This is a genomic window from Streptomyces sp. SJL17-4 (genome assembly GCF_036826855.1).
Taxonomy (GTDB): Bacteria; Actinomycetota; Actinomycetes; order Streptomycetales; family Streptomycetaceae; genus Streptomyces.
Window position 1 is genome coordinate 8,152,445 of the sequence record NZ_CP104578.1, and the last position, 16,239, is coordinate 8,168,683.

The following is a 16,239-nucleotide window of genomic DNA, read 5'->3' on the forward strand; positions in this document are numbered from 1 at the left end:
CTCGGTCGACGCCGCCCACGCTCGGTACCGTAACCCGTATGGCGGTCACGAGGCGGGACGATCTGCTGCGAGCCCTGGCGGCGCGGGTGCTGCTGTTCCGGACGAACATGGACGCAGCTGCGGTTCTCGCCCCTGAAGCCCTGGGGATGGCAAGGGAGTTGATGCGTCATGTGCCCGACCCGTCGGCCGACCTCGAAGCCGTCCTGACCCTCGCCGACCTCCATCGGTGCCGGAGCGTGCTCCTCGGCGACGAGGAGGGCCGGGAGGACGCCGCCATCGCCACAGCCCTCGAACGGTACGCCGGTCAGCGGCAGACGCGACCCGACCCCGGGGCCGCGGCGGAGGGTGCCCGGTTGGCCGCGCTCCACGAGCGGGCCAGGGAGAGCCTCATGGCAGCCGAACGCCTGCGTGACCGTGGGCGGTTGGACCACGCGATCCGGGACTGTGAAGCCGCCGTCAACGGAACTCCCGTGCACATCCGTCCGCTTCGGGCCTCCGCCCTGGCCCTTCAGGGCACGGCCCTGCGCCTCCGGTACGAGCGCGAGGGCAGGTCCGAGGACCTCGACGCCGCCGTCACCGCCCTGCGCGAGGCCGAGGCGGCGGCGGGCACCGGCCATCCCGAGCGGAGCCTCGTCCTGAGTGCCCTGTGTGCCGCGCTGCGGGAGCGGTACGAACGCCGCGGCGCCCTCGACGACGTGATGGACGCGGTACGGATCGGCAGGGCGGCCGTCGAGGAGGGCGGGACGGAAGACCGTGGCGGCCGGTTGCACAACCTCGGCCTCGCCCTGCGGCAGCGCTACGAACGGACCGGTGACGCGAAGGACCTCGTGGCGGCCCTCGCCGCCCACCGGGAGGCCGTCGCCCTGACCCCGCCGGGCCACCGCGACCACGCCCTCCTTCAGCAGGGACTCGCCAACGCCTTGCGCGTCCAGCACGAACGCACCGCCGCCGACGCGGACCTGCGGGCACGCGACGACGCCCTGGAAGCGGCCGTGGAGGCGGCGGAGCGGGAGGCGGCCGTGGAGGCGGCGGAGCGGGAGGCGGCCGTGAGGGCGGCGGAGCGGGAAGCGGGAGCGGAGGCCGCGTCGCGGCACGCGACCGGGACGGAGGACGGCGGCGGGACCCCCGGCAAACCCTCCAGGGCGGGCGCCCTGCTCAACCTCGCCGTCGCCCTGACCGAGCGCTACCGGCTCACGGGAGACGCACGGGACGCGGACCGCGCCGAGCGCCTGCTCCGCACCGCGGCCGACACGCTGCCGTCCGGTCACCCCCTGTACGCCGGCCTCCAGTACCAGCTCGGCCTCGTGCTGGCCGCGCGAGGGCGCCCCGAAGCCCGTACCGCGCTGCGCGACGCGGCCCTCCACCCCGCGGCCGCGCCCCTGACGCGGCTGCGCGCGGCACACGCCTGGGGGTGGGACGCGATGACGGCGCGTCGGCCCGAGGAGGCCGCCACCGCCTACGGCCACGCCCTGGCCCAGCTCCCCGCGCTCGCCTCCCGACACCTCCCCCTCGCCGACGCGGAACGCGCGCTCGCCGAGAGCCGGGGCATCGCCGGGGAGGCGGCGGCCTGTGCGCTCGCCGCCGGAGACCCGGCCCTCGCCCTGCGTCTCCTGGAGTCGGGACGCGGCCTCCTCCTCGGGCAGGGGCTCGGCCACCACGACGACCTGGCGCGGCTGCGCGTCCAGGACCCCCGTACCGCCGACCGGCTCGCCCGGCTGCGTACCCGGCTGGACACCGAAGGCGCGGCCGACTCCCGGGACGGAGTCGCGGCCGCCGAGGAACGCCGTGCGTCGGCCTCGGAATGGGACCGGACCCTGGCCGCCGTCCGGCGCCTCGACGGCTTCGAGGACTTCATGCTCCCGCCGGACACCGACAGGCTCCTCACCGAAGGCGCCGACGGACCCGTCGTCCTCGTCAACGTCAGCCGCTTCCGCTGTGACGCCCTGGCGATCACGGCCGGAGGGCTGCGCGCCATCCCGCTGCCAAGGCTCCAGCTGTCCGAGGTGGCCGACCGGACCACCGTCTTCCTCACCGCCCTCGAACGGCTCCGGGCCGCGGACGGAGACGACGACCTGATGGCCGGACCGGCCGCCGAGGACGAGATCGACGCGCACCTCGGATGGCTGTGGGACACCATCACCGGGCCGGTGCTCGACGCCCTCGGCATCACGGAGACGCCCGCCGGCGATCCGCCGCCGCGGGTGTGGTGGATCCCCACCGGCCCGCTGGCCTTCCTGCCGCTGCACGCCGCAGGACACCACCGCGCGGCCGACGGCCGCACCGTCCTCGACCGGACCGTGCCGTCGTACGCCCCCACCGTCCGCGCGCTCGCCGCGGGACGCCGTCCCGCCCCCGCGTCCCCGCCCTCCTACCTGGTGGTCGCCGTGCCCGAGGCGCCGGGGGCACGGCCGCTGCCCGGAGCGGCCGGGGAAGGCGTCGCCGTCGCCGGAGCACTGCCCGGCGCCCTGCTGCTCAGTGGTGAGGCCGCCACCAGGGATGCCGTCGTCTCCGCCCTCGCCGACCGCACCTGGCTGCACTTCTCCGGCCACGGCACCTCCGAGCCGCTCACGGCCGTGGGCAGCAGACTGCTGGTCCACGACCACCTCGACCACCCGTTGACCGTGGCGGGCCTCTCCCGCCTCGACCTGTCCGGCGCGGAACTGGCGTACCTGTCCGCCTGCGGCACGGCCCGGTCCGGCTTCACGGCCATGGACGAGGGGCTCCACCTCGCGGGCGGGCTGCAACTCGCGGGGTTCCGCCATGTGGTGGGAACACTCTGGGAGATCGACGACACCATGTCCGTACGGATCGCCGAGCAGGTCTACACCGGGCTGGGGGCACCGCGCCCGGTGGCGGACCGGGCGCCGTACGCGGTGCGTGAGGCCGTGCGCGGCGTACGCGACCGGTACCCCCTCACCCCGTCCCTGTGGGCCGCCCACATCCATGTCGGCCCCTGACGTCGAGCCTCGAACTCCTTTGCGCCACAGGTGTGTTGGAGGTGGTGCGGCCGTCTGCACCGGGGCCACAATGACGACACGACGACGGACGGGGACGGGCATGGTCGCGTGGTGGAGGAGACGGGCGGGGCGAGGATCCGGCACGGCCGGCGGACCGTCCGGTGGACCGGCCCGCGGAGCGTCCCGGGCGGCGGCGTTGGACGAGCTGGTCCGGGCGGCGTACGAGGAAGGCGCCCCGATCCCGGAGGAACTCGCCGCGGAGGCAGCGAGCGCGGGCAACGTGCGGGCGATGACCGTCTACGGCATCGGGCTCGGCAACCGGGGAGCCGTCGAGGAGGCCGAGGAGTGGCTCCGGCGCGCCCGGGCCGCAGGCGATCAGATGGCCGCCCTGGCACTCGGAACGCTGTCCATGGACCGAGGGGAGTTCGAAGCGGCGGAACGATACTTCCGGCCGGTGGCCGAGACCGGCCACGTAGGCGCCCGGCAAGCCCTGGCCGAACTGCGGGCCATGCGAGCGGCCGCGGCCCGTAGCGCGCCGGTGCCGCCGCCGAGGGCGCCGGAGTCCGCTCCCGCGGCGGCCCCCGCCCCCGCCGCGGAGTCCGCCGTCGAATGGGCCGAACAACTGCTCCTCCTCCACCCGGACGACGAGCACCACCCGCACGCGCAGCTGGCCATGGCGGTGCTCCGGGCCCACGAGGGCGACGGGACAGGCGCCCGCCGCCACTTCGCCGCCGCCCTCGCCTCCGGCGATCCCGAAGTCCTCTTCTGGATCTCCCGGATGCACGTGGCCGAGGACGGTCTCCACGGCGCGCGGGAGCACATCCGGCGGGCGGCCGACGCCGGACACGCGACGTCCCAGCACACCATGGGCGTGCTCCTGGCCGAGGAGGGCGACACGGCACGGGCGGAGCACTACTACCGGCTCGCCGCCGATGCCGGTCACACCGACTCCTACGCCAACCTCGGCGTCCTGCTCCGCGGCCGGGGTGACCTCGACGGAGCGGAGTCGTACTACCGCAAGGCCATCGAGGCGGGCGACGCCGGAGGCATGAACAACCTCGGCAACCTGTTGCGCCAACGCGGTGACCTGGCAGGCGCCGAACGGTGGTGGCGCGAAGCGGCCGAGGCGGGCGTCACGGACGCGCTCGTCAGCTACGGCGCCGTCCTCGCCGAGCGCGGCGACTGGGACGCCGCCGAGCCCCTCTGGCGTCGAGCCGCCGAAGAGGGACACGCCGCGGCGCGGCTCAACCTCGTCCAGGCGCTGGTGCGTACGGGCCGGACGGAGGAGGCCGAACGCTGGCTGCGTTCCGTCGACCCCGCCGCCTCGCACTCCTCCGCACCCGCCCCCTCCGGCTCCCGCGGTGCCGGTGCGCCGGAAGGACCGGCTGCCGACGGGCAGCCGGGGCCCGACCTCGCGGCGGTGGCCGACTGGCTCAGGGGCCCGGCCCGCGCGGGCGACGAGGATGCCCGCGCCACGCTCGACCTCCTGGACGGCGAACCCGGCACCCGCTGAGACCGGGTGGGAGCCGCCCCGGCCCCGGCCCCGGCCCCGGCATGCCGTGGGTCGGGGCGGTCGGCGGTCGGGGCGGTCGGGCCGGTCAGAGCGGCTACGAGCGCCCCGGTGACGCCGTCCGCAGGCCGTGAGCAGACGTGCGGGAGATCCGGTAGAGCACACACGGGCGAAGCGGTCCTTCGGGCACGCTCGGGTCCTCGAAGTCGTCGGCCGGGTCGCGGGTCATGCCGATCCGGCGCATCACCGCCTGGGAGCGGAGGTTCTCGACGGTCGTCGACGCAAGCACCTCCGGCAGGCCGAGGGTCTCGAAACCGAAGGCCAGGCAGGCCAGGGCCGCCTCGGTGGCGTAACCGTGACCCCATGCCGAACGGGTCAGCCGCCACCCGATGTCCACCCCCGCGAAGGGCATGTCCGGGCCCACCACGTCCAAGCCGACGCGGCCGATGAACCGACCGGTCTCGCGTGCTTCGAGCGCCCACCACCCGAAACCTCGCTCGTGGAAGTCGGCCCGCATGCCGGCCAGAGCGGCGTCGCTCTGCTCCCGCGTCTGCGGTCCCCCCAAATACTTCCGGACTTCGGGGTCGGCGTTCATGGCCGCCCACGGTTCGCGGTCGGAATCCCTCCACAAGCGGAGCACGAGACGTTCGGTACGCAGCTCTGACATGCCGGCCAGCCAACCCGAACAAGGCCGGGGTGTCGAGCGGTTTCACCGGGCCGGCCACCACACCCGTGGACATGATCCAGAGGCGTTGTCAGTGGCCGGGGATAGGTTCGTTCCTGTTCCCGCAACGGCGAGAACATCCCCTTCGACGTGCATGGGAGAGGTACGTTGCCGGTCTGGGAGCTGTCGAGTACGGCGCGGGTGGTACCGCCCGCGCGACCGCGGAAACTCGCCAAGGTGCCGTTCGTCGAACTGGCCGACGGGCGGCTGCAGGGTGTCGTGTCCAGCGGGTCCGACGCAGGACGCGTGTACGTGTCCTCGATCGCGACCGGGACGTACGCGTTCGCCTGCAGCACGAACAACAACCGCCCCTGCGGCGGCGCTCGGGGCAGCTTCTGCAACCACATCCGGGCACTCGTCGCCGAGGCCGTCCTCCAGTACGGGGCCGACCGCGTCGCCCGGTACCTGAAGGCCGACACCGGCGACACGGCGCACACCACGCCCGACGCGCACGAGCTCGTCGCGCTGATGACCGCCACGCGGCCCGAGCAGGGCGACACTTCGGCGGCGGCGCCGGTGTTCAGCCGCTTCCTGCGGCACCTCGCCTATCTGGAACTGGAGCCGACCACCGCGCCGCTGCCGGAGATGCAGTGGTTCCCGCCGACGAGGACGGTCGCCTGATGCGCACGGACCTGTTCACCGACCCCGTCGACGGACTCGACGAGGCACTGTCCGCCGTCGACGCCTTCGACCGCGTCCTCGTCTCCGGACTGCTCCGCCCGCGGCCCGACCAGGCCGCGGGACTGGCGGCACTCGCCACCGCCGTCGGTGGAACGCCGCTGGCCGCGCTGGTCGCCGAGGCCGCCGACAAGGCCGCCGCCGGCGCCGCGGGCGAGGACCACCTCGTGGCGCTCGCCGCCGCCCGCACCGCCCTCATGGGCTCCGTCCACGACGCCCTGACGGAACGCGTCGCGGAGATCACCGGCCGGCCGCGCGCCGAACGGACCACGCCGGACGCGGCGGCGCAGGAGCCCGGCGCCAACGTGCTCGCCGGCGCACGCGCCTGGCTGTGCGACCTCGCCCGCGCGGGCTGGCAGGGCATCGACCACGAGCTGGTCGCCGGTGCCGCGCCCGTCGTCTCCGCGATGTTGCCGGACCTGCGGCTGCGCCGGCAGGCCACCCTGCTGGACGGCTTCGCCGCCGAACTCGCGGCCTCCTGCCCCGGGGCCACCCTGGACCGCGTGCCGGTCCGCCGCTGGGCCGACCTGTGGACGCGCGCGCTGCTCCTGACCCTGCCGGGCGCCGCCCGGACCCCGGCCATGTCCACCGCGACCGGCCGCCTGCTGCCGCTCGGCGTGGACGTACAGGAGCACGCGACCGCCGTACAGGCCCAGGTCCACGCGGTGTTCGAACCCGCCGACGGCACGGAGCCGCGTCTGGTCCGGGCCGCCGTGTCCGCGCCCAAGCCGGACACGGTCGTGGGCGCGGGCCTGTGGCAGCTGCTCCGGCCGCGCATGTCGCTGCTCGCCGCCGCGGGGGAGTGCCGCAGCATGGAGCTCGACGGCATGCCCGTCACGGACGAGGGCGACCTCGTCTGGGACGACCGGCGGGCCCGTACGGGAGAGCCGGTCGACCCGTTCAGCACGGCCCGGGTCGTCCTCGCCACCGCCACCGACCCGGTGACCGCGCCGCTGGACCGCCACCCGGCACGGATCGCCGTCCCCGTCTTCCTGGAGGGGTACGCGGTGGAGGGCGACGACGACGGAGAGGGCGACAGCACGGGTGAGGGCGCGGGCGAGGGCGACGGCGCCGGTGAGGGCGCGGGTGAGGGCGTCGGCCGGCTGACGTTCGCACTCTCCGGGCACCGGCTGGCCGTCGACACCGACCGCATCCCGACCGCCGGCCCGCTCACCCCGGACGTGGTCGCCGCGTCCGGCGCGTGCCTGGGGCTGCTCCGGTGGGACGCGGGGGAGTTCCTCATCCAGCCGCTGGCCGTCGAGACGACCGTCCGGAAGAAGACCCTCGTCTTCCGCGCGGGCGGCTGGGCGGGAGGCACCACCGACAAGGCGGGTGCCAGGGCGGAGAAGGCGGCCACGGACTCCGTCGCCGTGCTGCGCGAACGAGCCGGAAAGCTGCTGCGCGCATGACCGACGCCGATTACGACAACCGCCGCCAGGTCCTCTACTGGCGCCTGCTCGCCCGGCTCTTCGACCCCGAGGAGCAGGCCGCCCTGGAAGCGGCGAGCCTCGCCGTCGTCGAGGACATCGGCCTGCCGTCCGCGCTGCTCGACCCGGGCGCGTCCGTGGACTCCGTCGTGCAGCGCCATCCCGAACTGGCCGAAGAGTTCGACGGGTTGATGACCCCGGAGCCCGAGCCGGACGGCGCCCGCGACCGGGCGGCCGAGGTGCGGCGCGCGGCGCTCGCGTCGAAGCTGCTGCTCAACGTCTTCTCCACCGGATCGGGGACGGTCTCCGCCGGACAGCTGGCCCGCTGGCAGTCGGACGCCGGCTGGCTGGAGCGGTCGCTCGGCTGCCCGCCCGGCGGGCTGCGCGGCGACCGTGGCGCCGGGGCCGTCGACGGCGGCGGCGCGGGTCTCGAACTCGGCGCCGTCGAGGCCGAGCTCGTCCGCCGGATGCACCTGCGTGAAGTACTGGCCGATCCCGCGCTCGCCGCCCGGCTCACCCCCAGCATGTCCCTGATCGAGCAGCTCCTGCGCGACAAGGGAAACCTGTCCGGCATCGCCCTCGCCAACGCCAAGTCCCTCATCCGGCGTTACGTCGACGAGGTCGCCCAGGTGCTCCGCACCCAGGTGGAGAAGGCCACCGTCGGCGAGCTCGACCGCTCCGTCCCGCCCAAGCGGGTCTTCCGCAACCTCGACCTCGACCGCACCATCTGGAAGAACCTCACCAACTGGAGCCCGGAGGAGGAGCGGCTCTACGTCGACCGCCTCTACTACCGGCACACCGTCCGCCGGACCACACCGCAACGGCTCATCGTCGTCGTGGACCAGTCCGGCTCCATGGTCGACTCGATGGTCAACTGCACCATCCTCGCCTCGATCTTCGCCGGGCTGCCGAAGGTGGACGTCCACCTCATCGCGTACGACACCCGCGCGATCGACCTGACTCCCTGGGTGCACGACCCGTTCGACGTGCTCCTGCGCACCAACCTCGGCGGCGGCAACGACGGACCCGTCGCGATGGCCATGGCCAGACCGAAGATCGCTGAGCCGAAGAACACCGTCATGGTGTGGATCTCCGACTTCTACGAGTTCGACCGCTCACAGCCACTGTTCGAGGGCATCGAGGCGGTCCACCGGTCCGGGGTGCGGTTCATCCCCGTCGGCTCGGTGACCAGCTCCGGACGTCAGGAGGTCAACCCCTGGTTCCGGGAGCGGTTCAAGGCGCTCGGAACCCCGGTGGTCTCCGGCCACATCAACAAGCTCGTGCACGAACTCAAGACCTTCCTCACCTGAGCCTGCCCAGAAAGGCCCCTCGCATGTCCGACCTGCTCCGCGCCCCCGCCGAGATCAAGTACGCCGAGGAACTCGACTGGCTCGAGTCGATCGACGACAACCCCAAGCCGTTCTCGTGGCGTCTCTCCCCGAAGATGGTCCGCCTCTTCATCCTCGGCTCCGAGCGCGCCGACGGCCTGGACCGGGAGGTGACGCAGAAGTGGTTCGGCGACCGCAGCTTCGTCGAGCGGTCCATCGTCACCCTCGCCTCCGACCGCGGCCTGCTCCTGATCGGAGACCCCGGCACCGGAAAGAGCTGGCTCGCCGAACTCCTCTCCGCCGCGATCAGCCGCAACTCCACCCAGGTCGTGCAGGGCACCGCGGGCACGACCGAGGACCACATCAAGTACTCCTGGAACGTCTCGATGGTCATCGCCAAGGGCCAGTCCCGCGAGTCGATGATCCCCTCACCGATCATGACCGCGATGGAGACCGGCACCATCGGCCGCTTCGAGGAGCTCACCCGCTCCACCAGCGACGTCCAGGACGCGCTCATCTCGATCCTCTCCGAGAAGTACATCTCGGTCCCCGAACTCGACAGCGCCGGCGGCGAGAACATCGTCTTCGCCCAGCCGGGCTTCTCCGTCATCGCCACCGCCAACAGCCGTGACCGCGGAGTCAATGACCTGTCGTCCGCGCTCAAGCGCCGGTTCAACTTCGTCCGCATCCCGGTCGTGACGAACAAGAAGAGCGAGGCGGAGATCGTCCGTTTCCGCACCGAGGAACTGCTGCGCCGGCACTCGATCGAGCTGGACGTGCCGCCCACCCTCCTCGACGTCCTCCTCCAGAGCTTCGCCGACCTCCGTGCCTCCGCCGCCGCGGCCGGGAGCGACGACGAGAAGCTGGAGTCCGCCCTGTCCACCGCCGAGCAGATCGGCGTCCTGGAGGACGCGGTCCTGCACAGCGACTTCTTCGGCGAGCGCACGCTGACGGCCCGCGCCCTCGCCGCCTCCCTGGTCGGTACGCTCGCCCGCCGCGAGCCGGAGGACCTGGCCATCCTCAACAAGTACCTGCACGGTGTCGTCGAGCCGCGCGGCAAGGAGCAGGGCGGCTCCTGGCCCGAGTTCCTGGAGGGCGGCCGCGAAGCGATCGCCAAGCTGGCATGAGCGCCATTTCCGAGCGGCCCGTGAGCCCGTCGTTCGCCGCTCTGCGCGGGCAACTCCACGAAGCGGCGAACGAGTTCGCCGGTGGCCAGGACGCCCTGGAAGGCATCCTGCTCGGCATGGTCGACGATGTCGACCGGGCGGTCGCCGAACCGCTGGAGATCTTCCCCGTCTGCCACCACTCGCCCGCCTCCGCCCTCGCCATGGCCCGCCGGCTCCGCGAGAAGCAGCCCAAGGTCGTCTACCTGGAGCTGTGCGAGGACATGGCGCCGCTCCTGACCGAACTGCGCAACTGCCGGCTGCCGGTCGCCGTGCAGGCCTTCGCGAGCGACATCGACGGCTTCCCGCCCGACTGGGCCCCGCTGTCCGTCGTCGCCCCGATCACCGAGGCCTCGGCCGAGTACCAGGCCATCGCGTACGCCCTCGACACCCCCGGCGTGGAACTCGTCCTCGTCGACCGCTCCTCCGACCACGTCTTCCAGTGGGACACCCGGCAGCCTGCGGACGATGAGACTCACGCCGCCGGGACCGAGCCCGAGGCCGCTCTCCACGGCGAGGCCGTCGGCGTCGAGATCGGCGACCTGCGTCCGCGCTTCGCCGAACTGGAGGAGCACCTGCTGCGGCACGGCAAGGTGCGGCACTGGTCGGAATGGTGGCACCAGTACGTCGAGGTCCCGCTCGGCGACAGCGACCACGACACCTACCGCCAGGTCATGTTCCTCATCGGCAGCCTGTTCCGGCGGCTCGCCCCGGGCCGGGGCGAGCGGGTACGGGTCGACGAGGACCGCGAGCGCTACATGTGGACCCGGATGCGCGAGCACCTCGCCGCGACCGGCACCGACCCCGCGGACTGCCTCTACGTGTGCGGAGCCTTCCACGCGGCCAGCCGCGTCGACGAGTTCGGCGTCCACGGCACCGGCGACTTCGCCATCTCCCCACGGACCGCCACGACCTGGCAGTACGGGCTGATTCCCTCCAGCCACGCGGCGATCGAGGCACAGTTCGGCCTCGCATCCGGCTCGGTGTCGATCGCCGCGACGGAATGGGCGAAGAACCTCAAGCGCACCCGGGTGAAGCCGTACCGTCTGGAAGGCCAGTCCGGTACGAGGAAGCCGAGCGCGAGGAAGACGGCGGCGAAGGCCCCTGCGGCCACGCCCACGCCCATGCCCGCCGCACCCGCGCCCGTATCCGAACCGACCGAGGACCGGCTCACCGGGTTCCTCCAGCAGCCCCCCGCTCTCCACACCCTCGACGAGGCCGAACTGCTCGGCTGGTCCGTGGACATCGTGCGTGCCGCCCGACGCAACGGCTATCTCGCCTCCACCGCCGACGCCATCGCCGTGTTCGAGACGTCGATCCTGCTCGCCGCCCTGCGGGACCGGGCCAAGCCGACGCCGTACGACTTCCAGGACGCGGCGGTCACCTGCATCGAGAAGGACACCGTCCCCGGCCGGCGGGACGTGCGGCGGCTCGTCGAGATCATGATGGGCGGCGACCGGATCGGACAGGTCGGCTACGACGCGCTGCCGCCCCTCGCCCGTGACGTGCACGACCGGCTGGCGCCCCTGGAACTGAACCTCCAGCAGCGGGGGGTACGGCGAGCTCTGCTGGACATGGCGTCCCGGCCGGAGCTGCGTGCCTGCTCGGACGTCCTGTGGATGCTGCGCCGTCTGCTGCCGCCCGGCGCGGCCCGCACGGTGATGGGGGAGCGACGGCTCGGCGAGCGGTCGATCCAGGAGTCCTGGGACCTGTCGCTCGGCACCCACCAACGCGCGCTCATCGAGCTCGGCTACGAGGGCGTGAGCCTGGAGCAGGTGCTGGAGCAGCGGCTGCGCCGCACCGCCTACGGGCCGCAGGCCACCACGGCCGAGGTCCTCGCGGCCGTCGAGGACGCGACGCTCCATCTCGGCGGCCGGCGCCTCGCCGACGAGCTCGGCACCCGGGCCCTGGAAGTCCTCGCCGGCGAACGCACGGTGGACGGCGCGCCGGAAGTGTTGCGCCGGGTGCGTGGTCTCCTCGCGTACTACCGCACCAGCGAGCCGGTCCTCCCGCCGTGGATCGAGTCCTTCGTCAGAGCCGGGTACGCGCACTACTGCACCCTGCTGCCGACGGCCTTCCGGGACGAGGACGCGACCGTGGGGCAGGTGTCGGCGATGCTGGGCTTCCTGTTCAGCATGGAGAGCCTGGCGCTGTCGCTCGGCTGCGACCGGACACAACTGGAGCTCGCGGTCGCGCAGTCGCACCCGGGGGACCCTGCCAAGACGGCCCTGCTGTGGGCCGCGCAGGTCCAGCTCGGCACCCTGACCCGGGGCGAGCTGCGCGGCCGCTGCGACGAACTCCTCGGCAACCCCCTGGTGGTGCCCTCGTACCCCCGCTACCTCAGTGGTTTCGTGCACGCGCTGGAGCCGGTGCCGGGACTCGCGGACGTCGTCGTGGAGGCCGTGTCGAACGCCTTCGGACGGCTCCCCGACCCCGTCCTGCTGCCATGGCTGCCCACCCTCATCACCACGCTGCGGTCGAACGCCGCCGACCTCGCCCCGCTCCTCATCCGCGAGGCGGGCCGGATCTTCCCGGCACGGCTCGCGGCCCTGGACACCTGGGTCCCGCCGTGGCACGCACAGCCGGTGGCCCAGGTGTCCCCGGCCGCCTCCGTGCCACGCGGCGCGACGCTGCTTCCCCTGCACCCGGAGACCTGCGACGCGCTCGCGGACCTCCTGGGCCGCACGGACGGGTGGGCCCCGGCGGACGGGCCGGCGACGGGCCCGACGGCCCCGACGGGTACGGCCCTCCTGTTCACCCACCGCGCCACCTGCGACGCCGTCGCTGACCTCCTGGGCTGCGGCGATCCCTGGACGCCGGTGGGTCCGGCGCTCCCCGCGTCGTCCCTGACGACGAGACACCCGGAGACGGCCCACGCGGTCGCGGTGCTCCTCGCGACCCCGTGACAGCGCACCGGCCGCCGGGGGGCATCGGGCCCCGGCGGCCGGTGCGGGTGAGGGTGCGGGAGAGCGGTCGTGCGGAGGATCAGTCGTCGAGGGCGTCCACGACGAGGCCGAGGTCGACGAACTTGAAGTTGGTCGCGGGGCGGTCACCGTCGCCGGGAGCGTCGTGGCCGTCCTGCACCACGAGGAGACCGTTCGGGTACTTCGAGCCGAGGGGGGCGTTCAGGGCGGCGGCGCCGTCGCACTCCTCGGAGCCGTCGAGGGCGCCGCTCGCGGGCGCGACCCGGAAGCCGCCCTCGTACTCGTTGTGGTCGGCGAGCTCCCGGTCGTAGGCGGCGAAGGTGTTGTCGCCCTGGCTGGAGGCGAGGAGGTATCCGTCGCCGTCGGACTCGGTGACCAGTGTCAGACCCTCGACGTCCGAAGAGATCCGGGTCCCGCCGTAGCCGGGGTCGGCGCCCGGCGTGCACTCCTCGGTCTCCTCGTCGTACACGCCGGGGACGCCGTACTCGCGGACCGTGTCGACCAGCTTCGGCGTGCCCGTGAGGTCGGCGCGAAGACGCCAGACGCCGACGTCCTCCTGGCCGGCGTACAGGGTGCCGTTGGCCGGGTCGACGACCATGCCCTCGACCTGCGGCAGCTCGCCGGGCTCGCCGCACGGGGCCCACGACGTGCCGTTCGGCAGCCGGAAGGTGGCCGGCAGGTCCAGGGTGCGGATCGTGCGGTACGTGACCTTGCCGTCGGCGCCCGGGAGGAGTTCGAGCAGGGCGATGCTGGTCCGCTCGCGGCGGCTGACGAGCGCGAAGGACTTCCCGGACGCCGGGTCCGTCCAGGTCGCCAGACCGTACGCGGTCCGCTGGTCGTTGATCTCGGCCTGGTCCCGCGAGAAGACGGCCGGGGCGGCGGGATCGGTGACATCGGTCAGCGGGCCGCCGGCGCGGTCGCGGTCGATGCGGTAGAACCGCAGCCGGTCGTGGCCGCGGTCGCTGGTGACGGCGAGGTCGGTGCGCCCCGAGGAGAGCCGCAGGCCGTGGACGAGGTCCACGTTGTTGAACCGGCCGGGGGCGTCGTCCGGCCCGTCCGCCGGAGGCGCGGCTATCGACTGCACCGGGCGCGCGTCGAGGTCGTAGACGCGCAGCCCACCCTCCTTGGCGGTCGCGATGACGAGGCTGCGGCCGGGGGCGGCGGTGTTGCGCCAGATGGCGGGGTCGTCCGCGTCGGCGTTGCCGCCCGCGTCGTCGTCGTGCAGCACCGGGGTCTCGGCGCGGGGGGTCACGGCCGGCAGCGCGCGGGCGGGACCACGGTGGCGCACCTGGGCCAGTTCCTGGGCTTGGGCCTGGGCCTGTTCCTGGGCATCGGCGTCGGCCTGGGCCGGCGCGACGAGAGCGGCCGCGGCGAGCGCCGTGGTGACCACGAGCACGAGCGACCGGGCGGTACGGGGGCGAGTCACGCAAGTCTCCTCAGGAGGGGGGCTTGTACGTCCTGCGTGAGCGTGCTGCCCTTCCGTGTCGGCCCGGCGGCCTCCGCCCGGCCGGAGGTCCGAAGTCCAGGTGTACGCGCGATGAACCGCGGCGCGGGCCGCGACCGTGTGTCGCGGCCCGCGTCTGTCTGCTGCGGCAGGCGGCAGGCGGCAGGCGGCAGGAGGTCAGGCGGGGTTCTTCACGTCCGCCAGGTAGCTCGCGCCGATGAGGCAGTCGCGCATCTCGTAGTGCGGCGCGACGGTTCCGGTCCAGCGGAGGAAGCCGGTCGCACCGGTCGCCGTCGACATGTCGATGAACCGGCAGCCGTCGTACAGGACCTTGCCGTACGTGGTCGGGACGGCCCCGGTCGTCACCTGGTGGGAGCCCATGAGGCCGCAGTCCACGTACCGCACCATCGGTCCGCGGGCGCCGTTGGCGTTGAAGTCGTAGACGTGCGTGACGGCGTTCGGAGCCCAGGACTTGAAGCTCAGCGCGGTGTCGTCGCACGACTCGAACGTGATGTTCCCCTTGTACCACCGGGAGTCGATGACCTTGTGGCCGACGCCGCGCAGCTCGAAGCGGATGCCCTGCGCGTACAGCCGCATGACGGAGTCGGCCCGGGTGGTGGCGTCGGGGGTGAGCTGGAAGAACGTGCCGGTGGACGCGGCGTCGGTGAGGATGTAGGAGCCGCCGACGAAGTTCATGGAACCGCCGCGGTTGTTCTTCACGAACACCCCGGACTGGTACTCCACCTTGCAGTCGCGGAACCAGTAGTTGAGGAACTGGTCCTGCTGGGTCGCGGCCGTCGTCATCCCCATGACGAGGAACGCGTCGGAGTAGGAGCCACCGACCTGGCAGTGGTCCCAGCCCATCTCGCTGTTCAGGTTGGACGTGGTGGCCGGGCCGTCCAGGCCGATGCCCCGCTTCCAGCTGCCGCGCCACTCCACGTCGCTGTACCAGGTGTCCTGGACGCCGTAATCGGCGGACGAGTACGCGTAGTTGAAGCTCGACGTGGCGTTTGTGCTGGTGAACGTGAGGCCCGAGATGCGGATGTTCTTGTAGCGCTGGTAGTTCGTCCAGAGCGTGGTGTCGTCGGCCGTAGGGGAGTACACGATCCGCGACAGCCGCTTGCCGTAGCCGGTGATCGACACCCCGTCGACGATGCCGCCGTTGCCCTCGCCGTTGACGTTCGGCAGGAGCGAGTCCGGCTGGGTCAGAAGATAGGTGCCGGGCGGGACGACCAGGACCTTCTTCGGGATGGCCCCGGAGATCGGACCGGGCTGGAACGAGGCGAGGACCTCGGCGGCGGCCGCACGGAACGCGGCGTCGCTCGGGGTGACGCCGGTCGGGTCGGCGCCCTTGCTGATGACGTCGACGCTGTACGGGTCACCCCCGGAACCGGCCGCGTGGGCCGTACCGCCCCCCACCGTCAGAGCGCCCGCCGCGGCCCCGACTCCCGCTGTCGCCACGCCGCGTATGACGGAACGACGGTCCATGCCTCTGGCCATTTCTGCCCCCACGTAAATGATCACAAGAAAGGCTTGAATATGATCATGGAGGGGGCATCAACGGCAAGATCCAGCCATGGGTTGTCTCGTTCAGTCGCCAGGAAGTGGCGGTGACCCGGACGGCGTCCGCCGCATGTTGACCTCGTCGTCCTCGTGGAGCAGAGCCAGTGCCTGCGCCCGGCGTACGCCCGCCGCGACGAGGGCCGGCTCGTCGGGCGGTGTCCGGTCGGCCTGTTGGACCCGCACGCGTGGCTCGTCGGTCTCCGGGCCGCCGCCGGTGGGTGCGACGAGGACGACGTCCTGCCGGTACACCTCGGCCAGTTCACCGGCGATCCGGTGGGCGAGGGCGTCGTCCCCGCACACGACCATGTGCCCGGCCATGTGCCCGGCCGTGTGCCCGTCCTGGGGGGCGCCCCGGCGGGAGGCGGACTCCCGCCGGTCTGACGGCGAGGGACCTGACGCGGTACGGCAGTCATGGTCGCCTCCCGTCCGGATGTCGACCTCACCCTTCCAGCCGAACAGGTCCCGCGGCATGGGTGCTGACATCCAACTTGACTGCCGCGGAGGGGATTTGCCGCAGCGCG

11 protein-coding genes are annotated in these 16,239 nt (G+C 73.0%); 7 read left to right on the forward strand and 4 right to left on the reverse strand.

All coding sequences use genetic code 11. The features are described from left to right. The first annotated feature begins 38 nt into the window (after positions 1–38). Both N5875_RS36600 and N5875_RS36605 read left to right on the forward strand, forming a co-directional pair. Positions 39–2,957, forward strand: coding sequence for a CHAT domain-containing protein (locus tag N5875_RS36600; protein WP_338498657.1), 2,919 nt, complete (start codon positions 39–41; stop codon positions 2,955–2,957). A gap of 196 nt (positions 2,958–3,153) precedes the next feature. Then, the gene (locus tag N5875_RS36605; RefSeq protein ID WP_338498659.1) at positions 3,154–4,470 is read left to right on the forward strand and encodes a tetratricopeptide repeat protein; all 1,317 of its coding nucleotides are present in this window, start codon (positions 3,154–3,156) and stop codon (positions 4,468–4,470) included. A gap of 94 nt (positions 4,471–4,564) precedes the next feature. On the opposite strand, the gene N5875_RS36610 is transcribed toward N5875_RS36605, so the two are convergent. Then, positions 4,565–5,134, reverse strand: a complete 570-nt coding sequence (locus N5875_RS36610) for a GNAT family N-acetyltransferase (protein WP_338498662.1) — start codon at positions 5,132–5,134, stop codon at positions 4,565–4,567. A gap of 165 nt (positions 5,135–5,299) precedes the next feature. Between N5875_RS36610 and N5875_RS36615 the strand changes: the two genes are divergently transcribed. Genes N5875_RS36615 through N5875_RS36635 form a run of 5 tightly spaced genes read left to right on the forward strand, consistent with a single transcriptional unit; the run spans position 5,300 to position 12,693 of the window. Next, positions 5,300–5,812 (forward strand): hypothetical protein, encoded by a 513-nt coding sequence (locus N5875_RS36615; protein ID WP_318211744.1) that lies wholly within the window; start codon positions 5,300–5,302, stop codon positions 5,810–5,812. Beyond that, positions 5,812–7,278 (forward strand): hypothetical protein, encoded by a 1,467-nt coding sequence (locus N5875_RS36620; protein ID WP_338498664.1) that lies wholly within the window; start codon positions 5,812–5,814, stop codon positions 7,276–7,278. The genes N5875_RS36615 and N5875_RS36620 overlap by 1 nt, the downstream gene beginning before the upstream one ends. After that, a complete protein-coding gene (locus N5875_RS36625) occupies positions 7,275–8,606 on the forward strand; it encodes a VWA domain-containing protein (RefSeq protein ID WP_338498666.1) in 1,332 nt (443 codons plus the stop codon). Before N5875_RS36620 ends, N5875_RS36625 begins: the two co-directional genes overlap by 4 nt. Positions 8,607–8,629: 23 nt before the next feature. Then, entirely contained in the window at positions 8,630–9,751 is a 1,122-nt protein-coding gene (locus N5875_RS36630; protein ID WP_318211747.1) for an AAA family ATPase, read from the forward strand. After that, positions 9,748–12,693 carry a DUF5682 family protein gene (locus N5875_RS36635; RefSeq protein WP_338498669.1) on the forward strand — a complete coding sequence of 982 codons (2,946 nt, stop codon included), beginning with the start codon at positions 9,748–9,750 and terminating at the stop codon, positions 12,691–12,693. The genes N5875_RS36630 and N5875_RS36635 overlap by 4 nt, the downstream gene beginning before the upstream one ends. A 79-nt stretch (positions 12,694–12,772) precedes the next feature. Here the strand turns inward: N5875_RS36635 and N5875_RS36640 are convergent, their stop codons facing one another. From N5875_RS36640 to N5875_RS36650, 3 genes are all read right to left on the reverse strand, one after another. Continuing rightward, positions 12,773–14,137 (reverse strand): phytase, encoded by a 1,365-nt coding sequence (locus tag N5875_RS36640; RefSeq protein WP_318211749.1) that lies wholly within the window; start codon positions 14,135–14,137, stop codon positions 12,773–12,775. Positions 14,138–14,332: 195 nt separating this feature from the next. After that, positions 14,333–15,616, reverse strand: coding sequence for a hypothetical protein (locus N5875_RS36645; RefSeq protein ID WP_338498673.1), 1,284 nt, complete (start codon positions 15,614–15,616; stop codon positions 14,333–14,335). Between the two features lie 129 nt (positions 15,617–15,745). Beyond that, positions 15,746–16,189: a hypothetical protein gene (locus N5875_RS36650; protein ID WP_338498676.1), complete on the reverse strand. Its 444-nt coding sequence runs from the start codon at positions 16,187–16,189 to the stop codon at positions 15,746–15,748. Positions 16,190–16,239: the final 50 nt, after the last annotated feature.